This is a genomic window from Bradyrhizobium zhengyangense (assembly GCF_022012555.1).
In the GTDB taxonomy this organism is placed as follows: domain Bacteria; phylum Pseudomonadota; class Alphaproteobacteria; order Rhizobiales; family Xanthobacteraceae; genus Bradyrhizobium; species Bradyrhizobium zhengyangense.
The window spans coordinates 589,992-610,130 of sequence record NZ_JAKLTZ010000003.1 but is presented as its reverse complement, the minus strand read 5'-3'; the positions used below and the strand labels follow the sequence as shown (position 1 = coordinate 610,130).

The 20,139-nt window shown below is 64.3% G+C and carries 17 protein-coding genes; 2 read left to right on the top strand and 15 right to left on the bottom strand.

Annotated features, from left to right (window positions below):
- The 3 genes from L6639_RS13495 to L6639_RS13485 are packed head-to-tail and all read right to left on the bottom strand — an operon-like array spanning position 1 to position 3,873.
- Positions 1-1,329, bottom strand: a complete 1,329-nt coding sequence (locus L6639_RS13495) for an MFS transporter (protein ID WP_377802677.1) — start codon at positions 1,327-1,329, stop codon at positions 1-3.
- A gap of 34 nt (positions 1,330-1,363) precedes the next feature.
- Positions 1,364-2,935: a bifunctional 3-(3-hydroxy-phenyl)propionate/3-hydroxycinnamic acid hydroxylase gene (locus tag L6639_RS13490; RefSeq protein WP_237862119.1), complete on the bottom strand. Its 1,572-nt coding sequence runs from the start codon at positions 2,933-2,935 to the stop codon at positions 1,364-1,366.
- A 41-nt stretch (positions 2,936-2,976) separates the two neighbouring features.
- Positions 2,977-3,873, bottom strand: coding sequence for a VOC family protein (locus L6639_RS13485; RefSeq protein WP_237862117.1), 897 nt, complete (start codon positions 3,871-3,873; stop codon positions 2,977-2,979).
- 205 nt (positions 3,874-4,078) lie between these two features.
- Here L6639_RS13485 and L6639_RS13480 point away from each other — a divergent pair, with 205 nt between their 5' ends.
- Positions 4,079-4,792, top strand: a complete 714-nt coding sequence (locus L6639_RS13480; protein ID WP_237862115.1) for a GntR family transcriptional regulator — start codon at positions 4,079-4,081, stop codon at positions 4,790-4,792.
- 19 nt (positions 4,793-4,811) lie between these two features.
- Here the strand turns inward: L6639_RS13480 and L6639_RS13475 are convergent, their stop codons facing one another.
- The 3 genes from L6639_RS13475 to L6639_RS13465 all read right to left on the bottom strand — a co-directional run bounded on the left by L6639_RS13475 (position 4,812) and on the right by L6639_RS13465 (position 7,305).
- Positions 4,812-5,024, bottom strand: coding sequence for a hypothetical protein (locus L6639_RS13475; RefSeq protein ID WP_237862113.1), 213 nt, complete (start codon positions 5,022-5,024; stop codon positions 4,812-4,814).
- A gap of 261 nt (positions 5,025-5,285) precedes the next feature.
- Positions 5,286-5,462: a hypothetical protein gene (locus L6639_RS13470; protein WP_237862111.1), complete on the bottom strand. Its 177-nt coding sequence runs from the start codon at positions 5,460-5,462 to the stop codon at positions 5,286-5,288.
- 106 nt (positions 5,463-5,568) lie between these two features.
- Positions 5,569-7,305 (bottom strand): adenylate/guanylate cyclase domain-containing protein, encoded by a 1,737-nt coding sequence (locus L6639_RS13465; protein ID WP_237862109.1) that lies wholly within the window; start codon positions 7,303-7,305, stop codon positions 5,569-5,571.
- 325 nt (positions 7,306-7,630) lie between these two features.
- On the opposite strand from L6639_RS13465, the gene L6639_RS13460 reads away from it, so the two are divergent.
- Entirely contained in the window at positions 7,631-9,829 is a 2,199-nt protein-coding gene (locus L6639_RS13460) for a lytic transglycosylase domain-containing protein (RefSeq protein ID WP_237862107.1), read from the top strand.
- Positions 9,830-9,842: 13 nt separating this feature from the next.
- On the opposite strand, the gene L6639_RS13455 is transcribed toward L6639_RS13460, so the two are convergent.
- The 9 genes from L6639_RS13455 to L6639_RS13415 all read right to left on the bottom strand — a co-directional run bounded on the left by L6639_RS13455 (position 9,843) and on the right by L6639_RS13415 (position 20,072).
- Positions 9,843-10,814 (bottom strand): tripartite tricarboxylate transporter substrate binding protein BugD, encoded by a 972-nt coding sequence (locus L6639_RS13455; protein WP_237862105.1) that lies wholly within the window; start codon positions 10,812-10,814, stop codon positions 9,843-9,845.
- A gap of 86 nt (positions 10,815-10,900) precedes the next feature.
- Positions 10,901-12,142: a threonine synthase gene (locus L6639_RS13450; protein WP_237862103.1), complete on the bottom strand. Its 1,242-nt coding sequence runs from the start codon at positions 12,140-12,142 to the stop codon at positions 10,901-10,903.
- Between the two features lie 130 nt (positions 12,143-12,272).
- Positions 12,273-13,694 (bottom strand): dihydrolipoyl dehydrogenase, encoded by a 1,422-nt coding sequence (gene lpdA / locus L6639_RS13445; RefSeq protein WP_237862101.1) that lies wholly within the window; start codon positions 13,692-13,694, stop codon positions 12,273-12,275.
- 131 nt (positions 13,695-13,825) lie between these two features.
- On the bottom strand, positions 13,826-15,178 hold the full coding sequence (locus tag L6639_RS13440) for a pyruvate dehydrogenase complex dihydrolipoamide acetyltransferase (protein WP_237862099.1): 1,353 nt from the start codon (positions 15,176-15,178) through the stop codon (positions 13,826-13,828).
- A 62-nt stretch (positions 15,179-15,240) separates the two neighbouring features.
- Complete coding sequence (locus tag L6639_RS13435; protein WP_237862097.1) at positions 15,241-15,693, bottom strand: nucleoside deaminase; 453 nt, start codon at positions 15,691-15,693, stop codon at positions 15,241-15,243.
- A gap of 2 nt (positions 15,694-15,695) precedes the next feature.
- Positions 15,696-15,998, bottom strand: coding sequence for a DUF5076 domain-containing protein (locus L6639_RS13430; RefSeq protein WP_237862095.1), 303 nt, complete (start codon positions 15,996-15,998; stop codon positions 15,696-15,698).
- Between the two features lie 3 nt (positions 15,999-16,001).
- A complete protein-coding gene (locus tag L6639_RS13425; protein WP_237862093.1) occupies positions 16,002-17,384 on the bottom strand; it encodes a pyruvate dehydrogenase complex E1 component subunit beta in 1,383 nt (460 codons plus the stop codon).
- Positions 17,385-17,413: 29 nt separating this feature from the next.
- Entirely contained in the window at positions 17,414-18,436 is a 1,023-nt protein-coding gene (gene pdhA / locus L6639_RS13420) for a pyruvate dehydrogenase (acetyl-transferring) E1 component subunit alpha (protein ID WP_237862092.1), read from the bottom strand.
- 253 nt (positions 18,437-18,689) lie between these two features.
- Positions 18,690-20,072 carry a glycerophosphodiester phosphodiesterase family protein gene (locus L6639_RS13415; RefSeq protein WP_237862090.1) on the bottom strand — a complete coding sequence of 461 codons (1,383 nt, stop codon included), beginning with the start codon at positions 20,070-20,072 and terminating at the stop codon, positions 18,690-18,692.
- Between the last annotated feature and the right edge of the window lie 67 nt (positions 20,073-20,139).

Sequence of the window (20,139 nt, the reverse complement as noted above, 5' to 3'; positions counted from 1 at the left end):
TCAGGTCGACGTGGCGGGAAGAATGGTAGCCGAAGGTGATCGCGAAGAGGCCTTGGCAAAACGCGCGATGGTCCGCTCCGGGAAGATGAGTGCAAACGCGGCAACCGCACCGACGATGAGAATGCCGGCAGTGAATGTCATGGCGTGAGCATAGCCGAGCGCGCTGTTGCTGCCCGCCTCGCCGACGATCCATCCGGTCAGCGCGTTCGAGAATAGGGCCGATGCCGCATTGCCCGAATAGATCACGACGATCAGCCGGCCGCGCTGGGCCGCCGGCGCCACGGCGCCGAGTGCCACCGGGCCGAAGATCGTGGTCAGGCTTGGCGCGGCGAAGGCGATGGCCACGCAGGCGAGCTGAAGGGCGCCCGAGGTTACGATGCTGAGCAGCAGCGCACAGCCTGCGACCAACAGCGCCAATCCCGAGGCGTTGCCGAGACACGCGCGCAAGCTCCAGCCGCGACGCTGAAGGACCTGCGTGACCCAGGAACCGCTGAGCAGCAGCGGCGACTGGAACATGTAGATAGCCGAAATGATCCAGCCGACATCGGTCGGCTTGTAGCCGAGCCCAAGCTGGAGGAACGGCGGCAGCCACGTCGCGGAGATACCGACGATCCAGTACGACATGGTCGACATGATGATGACGCCGATCACCGTCGGATCACACCACAACAGCCGCGCCGGCACGTTCGGCGAGGCCGCAGGTGCATCGTGGCCCGCACTCGCGGCGGCGTAGGGCCCCTCCCCGCCGATGACGCTCCAGGCCACCATCCAGGCGATGCCGAGCAGGCCGCAAACCAGAAAGCCCGTGCGCCAGCCATGACTAAGGATCACATAGGTCAACAAGGGGCCGCCGGCCAAAAGGCCCACGCTGATCCCCTGCAAGACCACGGCGCTCGGGACACTGCGCTTGTCGGCGGGAAACCAATTGTAGCAGGCATGCAAGGCCGTCGGCAGGCCGGGCCCCTCGCCCGCGCCGAGCAGAATGCGGCAGACGACCAGCACCATGACAGAGCTCGAGAAGAACACCGGAAGCTGCGTCGCCGACCAGATGGCAGCGAGCAACATCAGGATCCATTTCACGGGGAAGCGGCCGACGACGAACAGTCCGACGGCCATCCCCGAGAGCGAGAATAGTAGAAAGAAGCTGCTGCCGATGAGGCCGAATTCCTTCGGGCTGAGCGATAGCTCCTTCATCATCGGTACCGCCGAGAGGCCGAAGACCAGCTTGTCGAAGAAATTGATCGTCTGAAACAGAAACAGCATGATGAGAACCGCGTAAGCGCGTGCAGGCACCGTGGGCCCCGTCGTCAAGCTCTCCGATGATGGCATCATTTCCCCCTGTTGCATTTTGTCGTTGTTTTGTTCATCGCAGCTTTGCCGCGAGATCGGACAGCATCGCCGCGAGTCCGGCTTCGTCGGCCGCGACGCCGTAGACGTAATGATCGGGGCGCACGATGGCGGCCGCGCAGGCATGCCGCGTGAACCAATCCGTCACCACGCCACTCTCCTCCCGCATGACATCCGGCCCCTGATCCTGATCCGCGTCAGCGATGGCGATCAGGCGCAAGCCCATCTCCGCCGCGCGTGCCGCGATCGCGCGTGATCGCGCCAAGGCGCTGTCGCCCCTCAGCACGAGCCGCCATCCAACGCCGCATGTCGCGTCGAGCAATTGTCGGCCCCTTGATGTCACGAGCCATGGCTGGGGAAACAGCGTGCCACTGGCGGCATGCGGCACGTCGGCGCGCAGACCGCAGCTGAGCGGCGGCACGATCTCCTGACGGGTGATGGTGCGCGGCATGCCGCCGCCTTCGGCGAGGATGCGGACATCACGGGCAGCGGCCGCTTCCGGATCGCGCTCGCAGATGACGTGGCCGATCGCCTTGATGCGCGTCGTCAGCTCACGGACGTGAGCGCTGCGCTCCTCCTGATAGGTATCGAGCAGCGCCGCGCCTGACTCTCCGTCCAACACGCGCGCAAGCTTCCAGACCAGATTGGCGACATCGCGAACGCCCTGGCACATGCCCTGGCCAATGAACGGTGGCTGCTGGTGGGCGGCATCTCCGGCAAGAAACACGCGCCCTTCACGCCATTTGCTTGCGACAAGGGCGTGAAAGCGATAGCTCGCCGCCCGCCAGAGCGTCGCATCGTCAGGCGTGAGCCAGCGTGCGAGCAGCCGCCAGACCTGCTCGGGCTGCTCCATTGCGCGCGGATCCTCATCCGGCAGCAGCATGATCTCGAAGCGCCGATGCGAACCGGGTCCGACGATATAGGTGGTCGGCCGCGACGGATCGCAGAACTGCGCCGCCGTGCGCGGCAGCTTTGCGATCCCTGAAGCGTTGACCCGGAGGTCGACCACGAGCCAGGGCTCGTCAAACACCAGATCGTCAAAGCCGATGCCGAGCTGGCGGCGGACCAGGCTCGATGCGCCGTCGCAGGCGATGACATAGTCCGCCGAGACGTTGCGCGTGCCGTGCTCGCCGCACAGCTCGAGCGTCACGCCATCAGGCGTCTGATCGAGCCGCCGGAGCTCGGTGCCGAGCTCGACGACCACCGAGGGATAGGATCGCGCATGCGCGCGCAAGATCTCCTCGACAGGCGGCTGGGTAAACACCATGGTCGGGGTGTAGCCGAGCGGATAAGGCTCGCTCACCATGTCTATCCGCCGGATCAACTGGCCGTGCGCGCCGAAATGTTCCGACGCCGGAAACGGTCCGATGTGCGGAGCGAGCTGGCCGGCAATGCCGAGATTGTCGAACAGGCGCAGGATCTCGTGATCGAGCGCAATCGCGCGCGGCTTGTCGTAGACCAAGCGGTCGCGATCGACAGCCAGTGTCCGGATGCCTTGCGCGCCCAGCAGGCTGGCGGCGACAGCGCCTGACGGGCCGAAGCCGACGATAGCAACCTGGTACTCGTTCGCGCTGATCGAACCCGACACTGACCTCGATACCTCGTTTACGTGGTGATGGATCGTCGCGCTCACGGCGCGGCGTAGCGAACGGCTAGTTGCGCGGCCTTGACGTGGTCAGCCTTGGGCGGCGCGATGCCCCATTGATCGGTACGGCCCGGCGGCCAGACCCAATGATCCGGACCGCGTACGACATAGCTGTCGTCCACCTGCAGCACCTCGGCGGTGTATTCGATCACGGTGCCTACCGGATCAATGAAGTAGGAGAACACGTTGTCGCCCGGACCGTGGCGTCCGACGCCCCACGCAATCGGGAAGCCGGCGTCGATCATGCGCCCGGAGCCGCGCATCACCGTCTCGAGGCTCGGCATCAGGAAGGCGACGTGATTGAGTCCGTTGACTTTGGCGTCGGCAATCACGACCGCATGGTGGTCGCTGTTGCAGCGGACGAACGCCATCGCCTTTGAGCGATCCGTGAGCCGAAAACCGAGCGCCCGCTCGTAGAAGGCGGCGGAGCGATCGACATCCGTGCTGTTGAGATTGACGTGGGCCAGCCGCTCGGGCCGGTCACTTTGCAGTTGCTCCGGCGCATGACTGATGTCGCCGTGAACGAAACGCAGGATGCCGCCTTCCGGCGCGCGAATGGCCATCGCCACGCCGCCATCGGGCGCGTCGTTGGGCGCGGGTTCGCGGATCAGCTGGGCGCCTTCGGCGACCGCGTTGGCAGCTACGGATGCAAGATCATCGACGCTCGCCACGCGAAACGTCACGGCGCCAAGCTCCGGCAACTCGCTCTGATAGAGGGCCAGGACGTGATGGTCGCTGCCGGTCGCGCGGAGATAAACGACGCCGGCCGCTCGGGTGACCAGCGAAAGGCCCCAGACGTCGCAATAGAACCCCATGGAGCGGTCCAGGTCCGGCGTGCCGAGATCGACGCTGCGCAGCGCTGTCACCGGAAACCGGGGCATGAATGCACTCCTCCATCAGGCCACTGTCCGGGCCAGCCGGGCGTGGTTTTCTTGATCGCGGTCGCACCTTCACGAACCGACAACTTCCTTTTATTACACAAAATCATCTCTGCAATAGAAATTTATACATTTTTTGGAATCATCAGCAGATGTATATGATGACGAACCGTGAGCTGAGCGAACAACGGAGGCTGGAGCGGTGGAATTGACTACGGCGGCCCCCTTGCCCGCGCCATCGACGCAGGCGAGCCATGTCTATGACCGGCTGCGCGAGGATTTGTTGTCCGGACGCCTCGCCCCATCGCGCAAGCTGCAAATGCGGTTTCTGATGGAGACCTATCAGACCGGCCAAACGCCGCTGCGCGAGGCGCTCAACCGGCTGACCGCCGACGGACTGGTCGAGGTCCGCGAGCAGCGCGGCTTCTACGTCAAGAACGTCAGCCGCGCGGAGCTCGCCGAACTGACCAAGACGCGCTGCTGGGTCGAGGCGCTGGCGCTGCGCGAGTCCATGGCAGCGTCCACGCCAGCCTGGGAGGAACAGCTTGTCCTCGCCCAACATCGGCTGAGCCGCGTGCCGCGCTCGCTGAGTGCCACCGAGTTTGAGGACAATCCCGAATGGGAAAAGCTGCACCGCATCTACCATCGCACCCTGATCGGCCAATGCGGCTCGCAATCATTGATCGCGTTCTGCGGCCAGCTTGCCGACCAGCTCTATCGTTACCGTCGGCTGTCGATCAGCAAAGCCTTCCCCTCACGCCACGTCGGCGACGAGCATGCGGCAATCATGGAGGCCGTGCTGAGCGGCAATGCCGACCTGGCGGTGAAGCGGTTGACCGCGCACTATCAGCGAACGGCCGACGTCATCCTTCAGGACGAGGCCATTTTCCCGGAACTGCGGCGCGAGACAGCGCGCGGCTGAGACGACGCAGCGCCTTTCCTCACCGCGCGCCGTGGAGCGTGCAGGCGGTCGTGCAGGTCACGGTATTGCCGTGGTCGCACGCCTTGCAGGCGGCAACACACTGGTTCATGTCGCGGGGATTGTAGGAGGTGTAGCTGCGCATCGGGCAGAGCGGGGTCGAGCCGGTGACGTCCTGCTCCTGGTTGCAGGCTGCCGTCAAAAGCGCAAACAAGGCGACCGCAAGCAGACGCATGGGATGTCCAACCATCGGACGAGTGACGTTCGCGGGCAACGTTACACGGCAACCTTGCCCCAGGCATTCCCATCGCCGGGAACCGCAACGCGCGAATCCCCTGACCCCATTGAGGATGCGTCTCAAGTGTTAAGAACGGATTGCGATTGCACGACCTCTCGCACAGACACGGATGCGGAACATCGTGCCTCGTTCTTGGCCGCTTCTTGGCCGCTTCTTGGCCGCCTCTTGGCCGCCTCTTGGCCGCGCCTCCGGCCGGCGTCAGGCGGCGGCCCTGATCGCGATCGCCTGGCGCATGTCCACCGCCAGCTGACGGTACTGCTCCGAAAGCTTCAGGTAGAATTCGCGCTTGTTGCTGTCGGTCGCAAGCTTGGCAATCAGCTCGCATTCGGCGGTGAGCGTCTCGAAGCGCTCCAGCCTGTCCTCAAGTTCTGTCATCGGCGTGTCCCCATCAGACGCCTCAGGGACACCAAACCTAAGCCCGGAAAATGGGTCACGGCGAACATCGTTATGAAGTAGAATCAATTATTCCCGGCGCGGACAGCTATTTGCTGTCCATGCGCCAGGCGCCGTCCCAATCGGCCGCCGGCGGCGCGGTCTCGAACTGCGCGATGCGCGCAAGCATGGCCTGCGACGGGCCGTCGCCGGGGACGCTCTCCAGCGCCGCATTGAACGCGGTGCGGGCCTCAGTGAAGCGGCATGCGCGATAGGCGGCAAGCGCTTGGGCGTAGTGCGCGCGCAGCCCCTCCTGTGACGCGGTGAGCGCACCTGCCCTGCCCATCACCTCGAACACCGGCTGCGGCACACTCTGGCCGACCACCGCAAGGCGGTCGACCTCGCGCAATTCGAGCCCGGATCCAATCGCCTCGGCGGTCGCCTGCGAGATCAGGATTCGGGTACCGTAGACCTTGTTCGCGGCCTCAAGGCGCGAGGCGAGGTTCACGGCATCGCCCATCACCGTAAAGCTCATCATCAGCTCGGAGCCGATGCTGCCGGTCAGAACCTCGCCGGTGGCAATCCCGATGCGCAGGTCGCACGGCACCGGCATGGCGCGGATGCCAAGCAGGTCCGGCAGCTGCTTCTGGAGAGCGGGCACCTGGTCAGCCATGTCGATGGCGGACTGGCCGGCAAGCAGTGCCTGCTCGTCCTCCTCGACGAAGGGCGGGCCCCAATAGGACATGATGGCGTCGCCGATATATTTGTCGATCACGCCGCGGTTGTTCCGGATCGGGGCGGACATCACCGTGAAATAGTGGTTCATCACCTTGACGAGGCCCCGCGGGGTCATGCCTTCGCTCATCGAGGTGAAGCCGCTCATGTCAGAGAACATGATGGTCATCACCCGGCGCTGGCCATCGATGGCGACCTCCGGCCGGTCGATCAGGCCCTGCACCACCTTGGGATCGATGTAGCGGCCAAAGGTCTCGCGGATGCGCTCGTTGTGACGCAGTTGCTCGATCATGCGATTGAAGGCAGCCGCGAGTTCGCCGATCTCGTCCTGGGTCGAGACGGTGATGCTCTTGTCGAAGCGGCCGGCCTCGACCTCGCGGGCACCGGCGAGCAGCAGCCGCACCGGGCGCGTGATGCCGCCGGAGACGAGCAACGCAAAGGCAAATCCGACGACGGCTGCGAGCAGCGTCACGACGCCCGAAATGACGATCGCCTGATGCTGGCGACGGATCACCTGCGAGGTCGAGAAGAAGACCTGCGTCAGCATGTCGGCGCGGATTGCATCGACCTGCCGGTTGAATTGATCGCGCAGCACATCGAGCTGTTCCAGCGTGCCGCGGGCACCGGCCATCTCGTTGGCGTCGACCTGCTTGAGCAGTTTCGCGTTACCCTCGTCCAGATTGCGTCGCAACTCAGCGACGGCAGTCTCGATGCGGACGTCGAGCCGTGCCAGGGCGGCATTGTCGGAATATGTCCTTGGATCGTCGATGATCGCGTTGATCAGCTTGCGAGCGGTCTCGGCCTCCTCCTCGAACTTGCGGTCCAATGCCTGGAAGTCGCGAAGCCGCGCCGCGTAGGCCTCCTCGTCCGACGGCGATCCCATCCTGCTCATGACCATTTGCCGCAGCGCCAGCGCCCGCTCCAGCGAGCGGATGTTGGCGCGGGCCAGATGGCTATAGGCCGGGATGTAGCGATTGGTCAGCTCGTCCAGGAGAATGCCAACCTGGCTCGACATCACCATCGACAGGACCGAGGTGACGAGCATCAGGACGATCAATCCGAGGGCGATGCCGACGATCTTGCGCCGGATCGACTGGTTGAAAAGCGGCATGAGGTTCGGGCAAGGGCTGAAAGGAGGACGGATGGAACTCAATACACCGGATTTTCGCCGGGGAACACGCGCAATCGGGCTGTTTTGGCGCCGGGAGCGGTCCGCAACCGTCGCGCGAGGCCCTGCTCGTTAATAAGGTTAAAGAAACTGCCACTTCCGCCATTTCGGAAGTTCCGCGAGTTCCAATCCGTATTTTGCCGCATTGTTGAACGAGCCTGAGGAATGCGAAACGATGTCATGGCATCGTTTTGGTGTCGTTCTTGATTCTCAAGCCGCATGTCGTCGCGGACCTTGGTTTGTAGTGGTTTCGCAGGGGGACCATCGAATGAACCAGTGCCTACGCTCGCTCGCGTGTGTCGTTGCCGTGGCCGCTTTGGCCCTTGTTCCCACCGAGCTGGCAGCGAAGAGCAGTCACAAATCATCTGCGTCAAAGAAAACGCACGAGGCAAAAACCGGCAGCAAGTCCGCTGGCAAGCAGCGGCATGCTGCATCGGGCAAGCACGGCAAACATGCCGAGGCCAAGCGCAAGTCGAAGAAGCAGGACGAGGAGCCTGCGGACAAGCCCGCGCCGCCGGCGCTGACGGGCGACCTCGCCGCGCTGAAGGACGCGATCGACCTCGCGCGCAAGGGCAAGACCGACGATGCGACCGCGGCGCGCGACCGCATTGCCGATCCGGCCGGACAAAAGCTCGCCGACTGGTTCATGCTGCGCCATTCCGAGAGCACCGCACCTTTCAAGCGCTACGCCGCCTTCCTCGCCGCCAATCCGGATTGGCCGAGCGCCGTGCTGCTGCGCAAACGCGCCGAGGCGCGCCTGTGGCAGGAGAAGAGCGACGCGGCCACCGTGCACGCCTTCACGATGGACCGGCCAATCAGCGCCAAGGGCAATTTTGCGCTGGCACGCGTGCTGATCGCCGAGGGCGACAGCGACAGGGCGACGCGCCTCGTGCGCGAGGCGTGGCGCTCGGAGGAATTGTCCGAGCGCAGCGAAGAGGATTCCTACGACGCGTTCCACGATTTGTTGCGGCCCGAGGATCATCGGGCCCGCATGGACAAGCGCCTCGGCGCCAAGGACTATGCCGGCGCAAGGCGCGCCGCAAAACGTCTTGGCGAGGATTCACTTGCGATCGTCAAGGCCTGCGCCGCCGTCAACGGCAAGGAGAACAAGGCCAAGGATTATCTCGAGGACGTGCCTCAAGACGCGCGCCGCGACCTCGGCTATGTGCTGTGCCGGGCGCAATGGCACCTGCAGAAGGACCACATCGACGATGCGGCCGAAGTGATCCTGGCTGCTGCGCCCGACACGATGGCCGTGCAGGACACCGATGCATGGTGGCGCGAGCGGCGTCTGCTCGCGCGAAAGCTGCTTGACCAGGGCAAATTCCAGACCGCCTACGACGTGGTGCGCGCGGCCGCCGTGCCGGCGATGGAGGTCTATCGCGTCGACTATCACTTCATGTGCGGCTGGATTGCGCTGCGCTATCTCGACGATCCCAAAGCCGCGATGACGCATTTCGCGGCGATCGACGAAGGCTCGGCCAATCCGATCGCGCTGTCACGGGGGTATTACTGGCGCGGCCGCGCGGCTGAAGCCATGGGAGCAGCCGCCGACGCGCAGCAGAGCTACAAGGCTGCCGCGCGCTATCCGACCGCCTATTACGGCCAGCTCGCCCGTGCCCGGCTCGGCCTCGAGGGGCTAGAGCTGCGCGCCCCCTCGCCCGTGCTGGCCGCCGCCGACACGCCGGCCGTGGATGAGCGCGTACGCGCCGCCGATATGCTCTATGCCATCGGGGAACGTGACACGGTGTTCTACTACGCCGAGGATTTTGCCAAGGAGAGCACCGACGTCGCCGCGCTCGGGGCGCTTGGCGAGCTCGCCGGCCAACGCAACGACGCGCGCGTGATGCTGGAGGTTGGCAAGTCGGCGCTGGCCCACGGCCTCGCGCTCGACCACTACGCTTTCCCGACCATCGGCATCCCTGAGCACAAGCAGGTCGCACCCGCGATCGAGACCAGCGTGATCTATTCGGTGGCGCGCACCGAGAGCTCGTTCAACCAGCGCGACAAATCATCGGCCAATGCCGTTGGCCTGATGCAGGTGACGCCGGAAGCCGGCCGCGACACGGCAAAACGCTTCGGCGTGACCTACGACTGGGACAAGATGGTCTCCGACCCCGTCTACAACACGCAGATGGGCGCGGCCGAGCTTAGCGCGCTGCTGTCGGAATATCGCGGCAACCAGATCATGACCTTCGCCGGCTACAATGCCGGCCGCGGCCGCGTGCGCGAATGGGTGCAGGCGCACGGCGATCCCAGAGATCCCAAGATCGATCCGGTCGACTGGGTCGAGCGCATCCCGCTCTCGGAAACGCGCAACTACGTCCAGCGCGTGATGGAGAACGTGCTGGTCTATCGCGCGCGGTTCGAGGGTAGCGGCGCGGTGGCCGGCAAGACCGACCAGCGCGTGGTGACGCAGGATGCCAGCGCCAAGGCGGTGCCGGTGGGGTTTGTGGGGCCGGAGTAGAAGCGGACCCTCCTCACTCCACGTTGATGTTCGCCGCCTTGATGATCGGCCACCACTTCGCGATCTCGGCCTTCTGCCTGACGCCGAGCGCCTCCGGGGTGAGCTGATCTTTCGGCGTCATCTCCAGGCCCTGGCTTTCGAGCTGCTTCCTCACGGCGGGATCGTTCAGCGCTTCCACGGCGGCGGCGTTGAGCTTGGCGACGATCTCCTTCGGCGTGCCCTTCGGCACCCACAGGCCCGACCACAGCGTCATGTTGAAGCCCTTCAGGCCCGCTTCATCCGCGGTCGGGATGTCGGGCGCCGAGGCGAGGCGCTTGTCGTCGGTGATGGCGTAGGCGCGAATGGTGCCGGCGCGGACCTGGTTGATGGAGTTGGAGGTCTGGTCGACGATGATGTCGATCTGGCCGGCGATGAGGTCGTTCAACGCCGGCGCCGTGCCGCGATACGGCACGTATTGCAGCTTGATGCCGGAGACGCTTTCGAAATAGACGCCGGCGATGTGGCTGCCGGATCCTGCGCCGGCCGTTCCCGCCGTCGGCGGCGTCGGCCGCGACTTCAGCCACTCCAGCAGCTCCTTCAGCGATTTCGCCGGCACCGCATTCTTGCTGACCACGATCATCGGATTGCTCGGCAAGAGCACCACCGGCTCGAGATCGGTGACGAGATCGTAGTTGAGCTTGTAGACGGCGCCGTTGGCGACATGGGTGCCGAGATGGCCGAACGAGATGGTGTAGCCATCAGGCGGCGAATGGACGGCGCGCCCCACCCCGATCGAGCCGCCGGCGCCGGTGACGTTCTCGATCACCAGCGCCTGGCCGAGCGACTGGCGCATCCGCTCGGCCAGCACGCGCGCCATTGCATCGGACGGGCCGCCGGCCGCGAAGGGAACGATGATGGTGATGGGATGCGACGGATAATCGTCGGCGCGCGCGACACTGGTGAGAGCGAGAATGCCGATCAGCCCGGCCCAGACAGCCTTCTTCATTGTGGTCTCCCGACGATATCATTCTTGTTCTTGTCTCTTCCCGCGTACGGGAAGAGCGATCGTTCGTGAAGAGACGAAATGACGCGTCAGAACTGCGCGTAATCGATCGGCTTGTGGCGGTCGAGCGTGCGGGTGACCGGCGGCAGCGGATATTTCAAGCCCGTGGCGCAGTTGAACAGCATGACGCGGTCAGTCTTCGAGACGCGGCCGTCGGCGAGGCTTTCCTTGTAGGCAGCATAGGTCGCGGCGCCCTCGGGGCACAGCAAGAGCCCCTCCTCGCGCGCGACCTCGTTCAGCGCCGACGAGATCTTGTCGTCATCGACAGCAATCGCAAACCCCTTGCTCTCGCGCACGGCGCGCAGGATCAGGAAATCGCCGATCGCTTGCGGCACACGGATGCCTGAAGCAATGGTGTGGGCGTCCTCCCAGCGCGTGGCGTGCTCGGTGCCGGCCTCATAGGCCCGCACCATCGGCGCGCAGCCGGAGGCCTGTACCGCGACCATGCGCGGGCGCTTGGAGCCGATGAAGCCGATCTTTTCCAGTTCGTCGAACGCCTTCCACATGCCGATCAGGCCGGTGCCGCCGCCGGTCGGATAGAAGATCACGTCGGGCACGTCCCAGCCGAGTTGCTCGGCGAGCTCGAGGCCCATCGTCTTCTTGCCTTCGATCCGGTACGGCTCCTTCAGCGTGGAGGTGTCGAACCAGCCGACCTTTGCCTTGCCCTCGCCGACGATCTTGCCGCAATCGTCGATATAGCCGTTGACGCGGTAGACGGTCGCGCCCTGGAGCTCGATCTCGCTGACATTCACCTCCGGCGTATCGGCCGGGCAGAAGATCGTGGTCTTGATGCCGCAGGATGTCGCGTAGGCCGCCAGCGCGGCGCCGGCATTGCCGTTGGTCGGCATCGCCATGTGCTTGATGCCGAGCGCCTTACCCATCGACACCGCCATCACGAGGCCGCGCGCCTTGAACGAGCCGGTCGGCAAACGACCCTCGTCCTTGACGATGATCTCGCCGCCGCCGAGCTTCTTGCCGAGCTTGGGCAGCCGGATCAGCGGCGTCGTGACCTCACCGAGCGAGACGATGTCCCTGCATTTGCGCACCGGCAAGAGCTCGCGATAGCGCCACATGTCGCCGGGACGCTGAGCGAGCGCGTCCCTGGTGAGCGCCTTCTTCACGCCGGCGAGGTCGTAGCGAACGAGCAGAGGCTTGCCCGCTTTGGAGAGGTTGTGGACCTGGTCGGCGGCGTAATGATCGCCCTCCATGGCGCATTCGAGATGCGTGACGAAGGTCGGGCGTTCGATGGTGAGGTTGTCGTTGTCGTGCATGGGGTGATTTCCTCTTCTTGTTTTGCAATCGGCTTTCTCTGCTCGTCATTGCGAGCGCAGCGAAGCAATCCAGGGTCTTTTCACAGAGGCAGTCTGGATTGCTTCGCTTCGCTCGCAATGACGGCGGTGGCTAAATATTCAACACCCGCCCGTACGCATCCAGCACCGCTTCCTTCATCATTTCCGACAGGGTCGGATGCGGGAACACGGTGTGCATCAGCTCTTCTTCCGTCGTCTCCAGGTTCATGGCGACGACATAGCCCTGGATCAGCTCGGTGACTTCAGCGCCGACCATGTGGGCGCCGAGCAGCTGGCCGGTCTTCTTGTCGAAGATGACCTTGACCAGGCCCTGGTCCTCGCCCAGCGCAATCGCCTTGCCGTTGCCGACGAAGGGGAAGCGGCCGACGCGGATCTCGCGGCCGTTCTCCTTGGCCTTGGCTTCGGTCAGGCCGACCGAGGCGACCTGCGGATGACAGTAGGTGCAGCCCGGGATCATCAGCTTGTCCATGGGATGCGGATGCAGGCCCTTGATCGCCTCGATGCAGATCACGCCCTCATGCTCGGCCTTGTGGGCGAGCATCGGGGGACCAGCGACGTCGCCGATGGCGTAGATGCCGGGGATGTTGGTCTTGCCGTAGCCGTCGATGACGATGCAGCCGCGGTCGGTCTTCACACCCAGTTTTTCGAGGCCGAGATTCTCGATGTTGCCGACGACGCCGACGGCCGAGATCACACGCTCGAATTCGGTGGTCACGGGCTTGCCCTTGCCGTCGTCGATGGTGGCAACGACGCTGTCGGCTTTCTTCTCCAGCTTGGTCACCTTGGTCGAGGACATGATCTTGATGCCCAGCTTCTCCAGGCGTTTGCGCGCGAGGCCGGCGATCTCGGCGTCTTCGACGGGCAGGATCTGCGGCAGCACCTCGACCACGGTGACGTCAGAGCCCATGGTATGGAAGAACGAGGCAAACTCGATGCCGATCGCGCCGGAGCCGACCACCAGCAACGACTTCGGCATCCGCTCGGGCACCATCGCTTCAAAGTAGGTCCAGATCAGCTTCTTGTCGGGCTCGAGCCCCGGCAGCACGCGCGGCCGCGCGCCGGTGGCGACGATGATGTGCTTGGCCTGATAGGCCCCCTCGCCCAGCGAGCCCTTCGGGCCCTCGACGTCGGACTTCTTCACGGTGATCTTGCCGGGCGCGTCGATCGAAGCCGCGCCCCAGATCACGCTGACCTTATTCTTCTTCATCAGGAAGCCGACGCCGTCGTTCAACCGCTTGGAGACGCCGCGCGAACGCTGCACCACGGCCTTCGGATCGAACGAGACCTTCTCTGCCGACAGGCCATAGTCCTTGGCGTGCTGCATGTAGTGGTAGATCTCGGCCGAGCGCAGCAGCGCTTTCGTCGGGATGCAGCCCCAGTTCAGGCAGATACCTCCGAGATAGGACTTCTCGACGATCGCGGTCTTGAAGCCGAGCTGAGCGGCGCGGATCGCGGTGACGTAGCCGCCGGGGCCGGAGCCGATGATGATGACGTCGAAGGATGTGTCGGCCATTGCGGCTCCCATTCAACTGAACTTCGTAGGGTGGGCAAAGCGAAGCGTGCCCACCGCCTTCCAACACTATGAAATAAGGTGGGCACGGCGCTTTGCGCCTTTGCCCACCCTACGTATGCAACGTTCGCGGCTCACACCATCATCATGACGGGGTTTTCGATCAGCTGCTTGAAGGCGCCGATCAGCTCGGCGCCGAGCGCGCCGTCGATGGCGCGGTGATCGCAGGACAGCGTCACGCTCATCATGCTCGCGATCTCGATCTTGCCGCCGCGCACGACCGGACGCTCCTCGCTGGTGCCGACCGCGAGGATCGTGGCGTGCGGCGGGTTGATCACAGCGGTGAAGTGGCTGATGCCGAACATGCCGAGGTTGGAGACGGCGGTGGTGCCGCCCTGGTACTCTTCCGGCTTCAGCTTGCGCGAGCGGGCGCGCGCGGCAAAGTCCTTCATCTCGTTGGAGATGGTCGAGAGCGTCTTGGTCTCGGCCTTGCGGATGATCGGCGTGATCAGGCCGCCCGGCATCGCCACGGCGACACCGACGTCGGAGTGATGGTGCTTGACCATGCCTGACTCGGTCCAGCTGACATTGCAGTTCGGGATCTTCTGCAGCGCCACCGCCATCGCCTTGATGACGAAGTCATTGACCGAGATCTTGTAGAGCGGCTTCTTCTCCTTGTCCTTCGGAGCTGCCGCATTGATCTCCTCGCGCGCGGCGAGCAGCTTGCCGATGTCGCAGTCGATGGTGAGATAGAAGTGCGGGACGTTCTGGATCGACGCGGTCAGGCGCTGCGCGATGGTGCGGCGCATGCCGTCATGCGGAACGACGTCGTAGGAGCCCGGCTCGAACAGCGACAGGATCTGCTTGTCCGACATGGTCGGCGCGATCGTGGGTGCACCGGCGGACGGCGCGGCGGCAGGCGCCTTGAGGCCCTTGCCCGACTTGGCCTGTTCGACGTCGCGCGCAACCACGCGGCCGTGAGGACCGGTGCCGGTGACCATCCCGACGTCGATGCCGGCTTCCTTGGCGAGACGCCGCGCCAGCGGCGATGAGAACATGCGGCCGGCATGGCCGTTGCTCTGCGCGGCCGGTGCGGCAGCTTGCGGTGCCGGAGCGGCGGCAGGTGCCGGAGCAGCCTTGGGTGCAGCAGGCGCAGGCGCCGGTGCAGCAGCGGGAGCCTCGGCCGCCTTGGGCGGCGCGGCGGAGGCGCTGGGCTTGGCGCTACCCGCGGCCTTCACGTCCTCGCCTTCGCCGGCGAGCACCGCGATCACGTCGTTGACCGGGACGTCCTGCGTGCCCTCGGGCACCAGGATCTTGGCGATCGTGCCCTCGTCGATGGCCTCGACCTCCATGGTGGCCTTGTCGGTCTCGATCTCGGCGATGACGTCGCCTGACTTGACCTTGTCGCCTTCCTTCTTCAGCCACTTGGCGAGGTTGCCCTTCTCCATCGTCGGCGAAAGAGCTGGCATCAGGATGTTGATGGGCATGCTGACCTCACGAAGAACTTCTCAAAACGTCGTCCCCGAAAGTGAAGACGAACAGACCAGGTTTAGTTGCCGATGTCGCCTTGCCAGAGGCGCTCATTGGCAGGGATGGAGCGCCAATTCTTCATCATGGTGATGGAGCGATCGTCGGCAAGGTCGATCCAGGGAATCCCGAACTTGTCGAGAATGTCCTTGGATCCCTCAAAGGTGACGGATTCGCCGATCACCACGAGCTTGACCTTGAACAGAGCGAGCGCGCCGGCACACATCGAACATGGCGACAGCGTGGTGTACATGACGGTGTCGTGGAACGAGATCGCGCCGGCCTCACGCAGGCAGCTCATCTCGCCGTGCAGGATCGGATTGTTCTCCTGCACGCGGTTGTTGTGGCCACGGGCGATGATCCTGTCGCCGCGCGTCAGCACGGCGCCGATCGGCAGACCGCCTTGCGCGATCGAGGCCTCTGCCTCGCGGATCGCCTCCAGCATGAAATCGTAATGGTGCGCTTCAATCGCCACGGTCAGTGTCCCTTCCCGCGCGGCGTCGTGGTGCCGGTGTCGGTCGGACGCTCGATCTCGGCCTGGAACATGTCGAGGATCCGGTTCAGCGCGTCCTCCTCGGTGTATTCGCTCTCGCGCGCATAGGCGCGCGCGGCGTGGCGGGCGAGATCGACCAGCAGCAGGCCCCACATGTCGGGCTCCTCGAAGGCGCGCTGGAATGCCATCGACAGCCCGCCATCCAGCACGAAAACGCGCAGGATCTCGACCGCATCGTCGCGGGTTATGACGTCGGGCGGCAGTGGCTGCTCCTTCGGGCCCGCCATGGTCTACCTGTAGCAGACGGCTTTGGCGGCCTCGACGACCTCAGCCGCCGAGGGCAGCGCGAGCTTCTCCAGGTTCGCGGCATAAGGCATCGGCACGTCCTTGCCGGCAACGCGCGCAACCGGCGCGTCGAGATAATCGAAGGCGTTCTCCATGATGCGCGCGGCGATCTCGGCGCCGACGCCGCTCTGGGCCCAGCCCTCTTCCACCGTGACGGCGCGGCCGGTCTTCTTGACGGAGTTGATGATCGTCTCGGTGTCCATCGGCCGCAGCGTGCGCAGGTCGATCACCTCGGCCTCGATGCCTTCCTTGGCGAGCTCGTCGGCGGCCTTCAGGGCATAGGTCATGCCGTTCGACCAGGAGATGATCGAGACATGGCTGCCCGCGCGCACGATGCGCGCCTTGCCGATCGGAACGATGAAATCGTCGAGCTTCGGCACCTCGCCGGTGTGACCGTAGAGCACCTCGTTCTCGAGGAAGATCACCGGATTGGGATCGCGGATCGCGGCCTTGAGCAGGCCCTTGTAGTCCGCGGCCGAGAACGGCGCGACGACCTTGAGACCCGGGACGTTCGAATACCAGGCCGAATAGTCCTGGCTGTGCTGGGCGGCAACGCGCGCGGCTGCGCCGTTCGGACCGCGGAACACGATCGAGCAGCCCATCTGGCCGCCGGACATGTAGAGCGTCTTGGCGGCGGAGTTGATGATCTGGTCGATCGCCTGCATGGCGAAGTTGAAGGTCATGAACTCGACGACCGGCTTGAGCCCGGTCATGGCAGCGCCGACGCCGACGCCGGCAAAGCCGTGCTCGGTGATCGGGGTATCGATCACGCGTCTGGCGCCGAACTCCTGCAGCAGGCCTTGCGTCACCTTGTAGGCGCCCTGATATTCGGCGACCTCTTCGCCCATCACGAACACATCAGGGTCGCGGCGCATTTCTTCGGCCATGGCGTCGCGCAGCGCTTCGCGGATGGTCTGGGTGATCATCTCGGTGCCGGCGGGCACTTCGGGATCGGGCTCGGCGACGGCCTGTGGCGCAGGTGCAGCCTTGGGCGCAGGCGCTTCGGCCTTGGCAGCGGCTGGCGGTGCAGACTCTGCGGCCTTCGCCGCCGGTGCAGGCGCCTTTGCAAGATCGGCGGCGCTCTCGCCATCCGCCAAAATGGTCGCGATCGGCGTGTTCACGGCAACGTCGGCGGTGCCTTCCGGGATCAGGATCTTGCCGAGCGTGCCCTCATCGGTCGCCTCGACCTCCATGGTGGCCTTGTCGGTCTCGATCTCGGCGATGACGTCGCCGGATTTGATCGTCTCACCCTCTTTTTTCAGCCATTTGGCGAGGTTGCCCTTTTCCATCGTGGGCGACAACGCGGGCATCAGCACTTGAATTGGCATATCGACTCCAAAGAAAGCTTGCGCGCGTCTTAGCGGTAAACGTCGGTCCAGAGCTCGGCGGCATCCGGCTCGGGATCATGCTGGGCAAAGTCGGCGGATGCGTTGACGATGTCGCGCACCTCGGCATCGATCGCCTTGAGGTCAGCCTCGCTCACCTTCGCCGCAAGCAGGCGGTTGCGTACCTGCTCGATCGGATCCTGATCGTGGCGGACCTTCTCGACCTCCTCGCGCGTACGGTATTTTGCAGGGTCGGACATCGAATGGCCGCGATATCTGTAGGTCTGCATCTCCAGGATGAAGGGGCCCTTGCCGGCGCGGCACCAGGCCGCCGCCTCTTCGCCCGCGGCCTTGACGGCGCGGACGTCCATGCCGTCGACCTGCTTGCCGGGGATGTTGAAGGACACGCCGCGCTTGGAGAAATCCTGCTGCGCCGACGCGCGCGAGACCGAAGTGCCCATGGCGTAGCGGTTGTTCTCGATGACGTAGATCACCGGCAGCTTCCAGAGCTCCGCCATGTTGAAGCTCTCATAGACCTGGCCCTGGTTGGCTGCGCCGTCGCCGAAATAGGTTACGCTGACATTGCCGTTGCTGCGATAACTGTTAGCGAATGCGAGACCAGTGCCAAGCGAGACCTGCGCACCGACGATGCCGTGGCCGCCGTAGAAGTGCTTCTCCTTGCTAAACATGTGCATGGAGCCGCCCTTGCCCTTGGAATAGCCGCCGCGGCGTCCCGTGAGCTCGGCCATTACGCCGTTGGCGTCCATGCCGGTCGCAAGCATATGACCGTGGTCGCGATAGCCGGTGATGACCTGATCGCCCTGCTTCAGGGCCATCTGCATACCAACTACCACGGCCTCCTGGCCGATATAGAGATGGCAGAAACCGCCGATCGCACCCATGCCATAGAGCTGGCCGGCCTTTTCCTCGAACCGCCGGATCAGGAGCATGTCGCGGAGCGCCTTCAGCTCCTGCTCCCTGGTGAACTCCGGGGGCGAACCGCCGTTGGTTTTGTCTTGCTCAGCGCTTGCGGCGGCTTTCTTGGGTGCGGCCATTGGAATTCCGGGTCAGAGAAATCTAGGTCCTCTCTAACCCAACTCAATCGCGTGTGAAAGCACCGCAGCGGCATGGCGCGACTTTCATTATGCCGCACTGCAACGTGGCCGAAATTTTGCAAAACCTTTGGCGCTGATCAGGCAACATTCGCTCCTCGCCTGCGAGAGCTCTGCACGCAGATGAGGCAACGACATCGGACACGCATATCTCGGGCGCTGACGTCCCGATGCGTGTCCGATTCGAGCGGTCGGGCTACCAGCCCAACTCGCGCAAATACGCAGCACGGGCGGCAACGCCTGTGTGCGTGAAGTCGGTGAAAACGCCGTCGACACCGAGACGGAAGAACTTGAGATATTCCTGGGCCGGATCGGCGTGATAGTCGGCCGCGAGATATTTCTTCTCGTTACGGAACGTGAAGACGTGGACGAACAGGCCGAGCTTGTGCGCGTCGGCAATCAGGCTGGTCGCCTCCTGCGTCGAAGCCTCCGGTGTCGATCCCTTGTAGGGCGTGCCGTCGGCTTTGGTGTCCTTCCACGAGGCGACCTTCAGCGGAACGATATAAGCTTTCCACGGGCCGATGCCGTCTGCATAGGTCTTGATGTCAGCCAGGCCCTCAGGCGTCAGCATCGCATCGTACAGGCGCGCATCGCCTGCAACCGTCCAGTCGAACGGACGTGAATTGGTGATGTTGTCGAGCAGCACCTTGCCGGATTTGAAGTCGATGCCATTGCCGTCGATGAGCTGGACCTGCCGGGTCTGAAGGCCGTGGCTGCGCATGTATTTCAGGCTGCCGGGCTCGAAGCTCTGAACGAAGATGGGCGCGTCCTTGGTGTTGAGGCCGTTGTCGCTGATGATCTTGATCAGGGCATCCTCGAGCGGATGGCTGCCCGGCGCGCCGCAGCCGTTTGCGATCGCCTGAGCATTGTTCCAGGTCGGGTTCTTGGTTTCCGGATAGACCAGGATGGGACGCCCGGTCTCCTTGCTCTTGGCCTTGGCGATGTCGAGGATGTCCTGGAAGCTGATGACGGGGAATTTGCCGTTGAAGATCTTCGGCCGCTCGTTGGCGGCGTCATAGGTGGTCCCGCCGATCCATTGCTTCAGCTCGGCCATCGTGAAATCGGTGATCGACCAGTCGTTGGTGTGATCCTCACCGTCGACGATCAATGACTTCAGCACCGATTTGGGATCGGCGGGATTGGTGAGATCCGTGAGATAGTCAACGGGCGTCCCGGCGGCGGCCGGAGCCTTGACGCGCATACCTGATACCGTGCGCTTGCGTGCCGCGACGACAGGGTTGGTCTTCGCGACTTCGGCGACATTGGTGTTGTCGGCCAGCCAGGGGTTGTGGCGCGCGACCAGGACGCAATCCTTGGTGAGGTGCAGATCCTCTTCGAGCGCGTCGGTTCCGAGCGCGGCAGCGAGATCGTACGAGGCCTCGGTCTCTTCGGGCACCAGGCCCGGCACGCCGCGATGTCCGAGAATCAGCGGCGCCTTTCCGTCGACGGTCAGGAAGGGTTTTGCGCTGGCCGGAGCGGTCTGCGCGCAGGCCAGGGACGGCGCAAGCGACGCCAGGGCCGCCACGCCGAGCAGCATCGCTCCGACATGTATCTTCCGCTGCAAGGGATTGGTCGTCATGGCCGCGCCTCCGTCTGTGCCTGGCATCGCGTCGTCGCGATCGGGCTGTCGTCTTGTCTCAACAATC

Excerpts from the sequence above, each read along its gene's own strand:
- L6639_RS13495 (WP_377802677.1), bottom strand. The coding sequence starts at position 1,329 with ATGCCATCATCGGAGAGCTTGACGACGGGGCCCACGGTGCCTGCACGC.
- L6639_RS13485 (WP_237862117.1), bottom strand. The coding sequence starts at position 3,873 with ATGCCCCGGTTTCCGGTGACAGCGCTGCGCAGCGTCGATCTCGGCACG.
- L6639_RS13475 (WP_237862113.1), bottom strand. The coding sequence starts at position 5,024 with ATGCGTCTGCTTGCGGTCGCCTTGTTTGCGCTTTTGACGGCAGCCTGC.
- L6639_RS13470 (WP_237862111.1), bottom strand. The coding sequence starts at position 5,462 with ATGACAGAACTTGAGGACAGGCTGGAGCGCTTCGAGACGCTCACCGCC.
- L6639_RS13465 (WP_237862109.1), bottom strand. The coding sequence starts at position 7,305 with ATGCCGCTTTTCAACCAGTCGATCCGGCGCAAGATCGTCGGCATCGCC.
- L6639_RS13460 (WP_237862107.1), top strand. The coding sequence starts at position 7,631 with ATGAACCAGTGCCTACGCTCGCTCGCGTGTGTCGTTGCCGTGGCCGCT.
- L6639_RS13455 (WP_237862105.1), bottom strand. The coding sequence starts at position 10,814 with ATGAAGAAGGCTGTCTGGGCCGGGCTGATCGGCATTCTCGCTCTCACC.
- L6639_RS13450 (WP_237862103.1), bottom strand. The coding sequence starts at position 12,142 with ATGCACGACAACGACAACCTCACCATCGAACGCCCGACCTTCGTCACG.
- lpdA (WP_237862101.1), bottom strand. The coding sequence starts at position 13,694 with ATGGCCGACACATCCTTCGACGTCATCATCATCGGCTCCGGCCCCGGC.
- L6639_RS13440 (WP_237862099.1), bottom strand. The coding sequence starts at position 15,178 with ATGCCCATCAACATCCTGATGCCAGCTCTTTCGCCGACGATGGAGAAG.
- L6639_RS13430 (WP_237862095.1), bottom strand. The coding sequence starts at position 15,998 with ATGGCGGGCCCGAAGGAGCAGCCACTGCCGCCCGACGTCATAACCCGC.
- L6639_RS13425 (WP_237862093.1), bottom strand. The coding sequence starts at position 17,384 with ATGCCAATTCAAGTGCTGATGCCCGCGTTGTCGCCCACGATGGAAAAG.
- pdhA (WP_237862092.1), bottom strand. The coding sequence starts at position 18,436 with ATGGCCGCACCCAAGAAAGCCGCCGCAAGCGCTGAGCAAGACAAAACC.
- L6639_RS13415 (WP_237862090.1), bottom strand. The coding sequence starts at position 20,072 with ATGACGACCAATCCCTTGCAGCGGAAGATACATGTCGGAGCGATGCTG.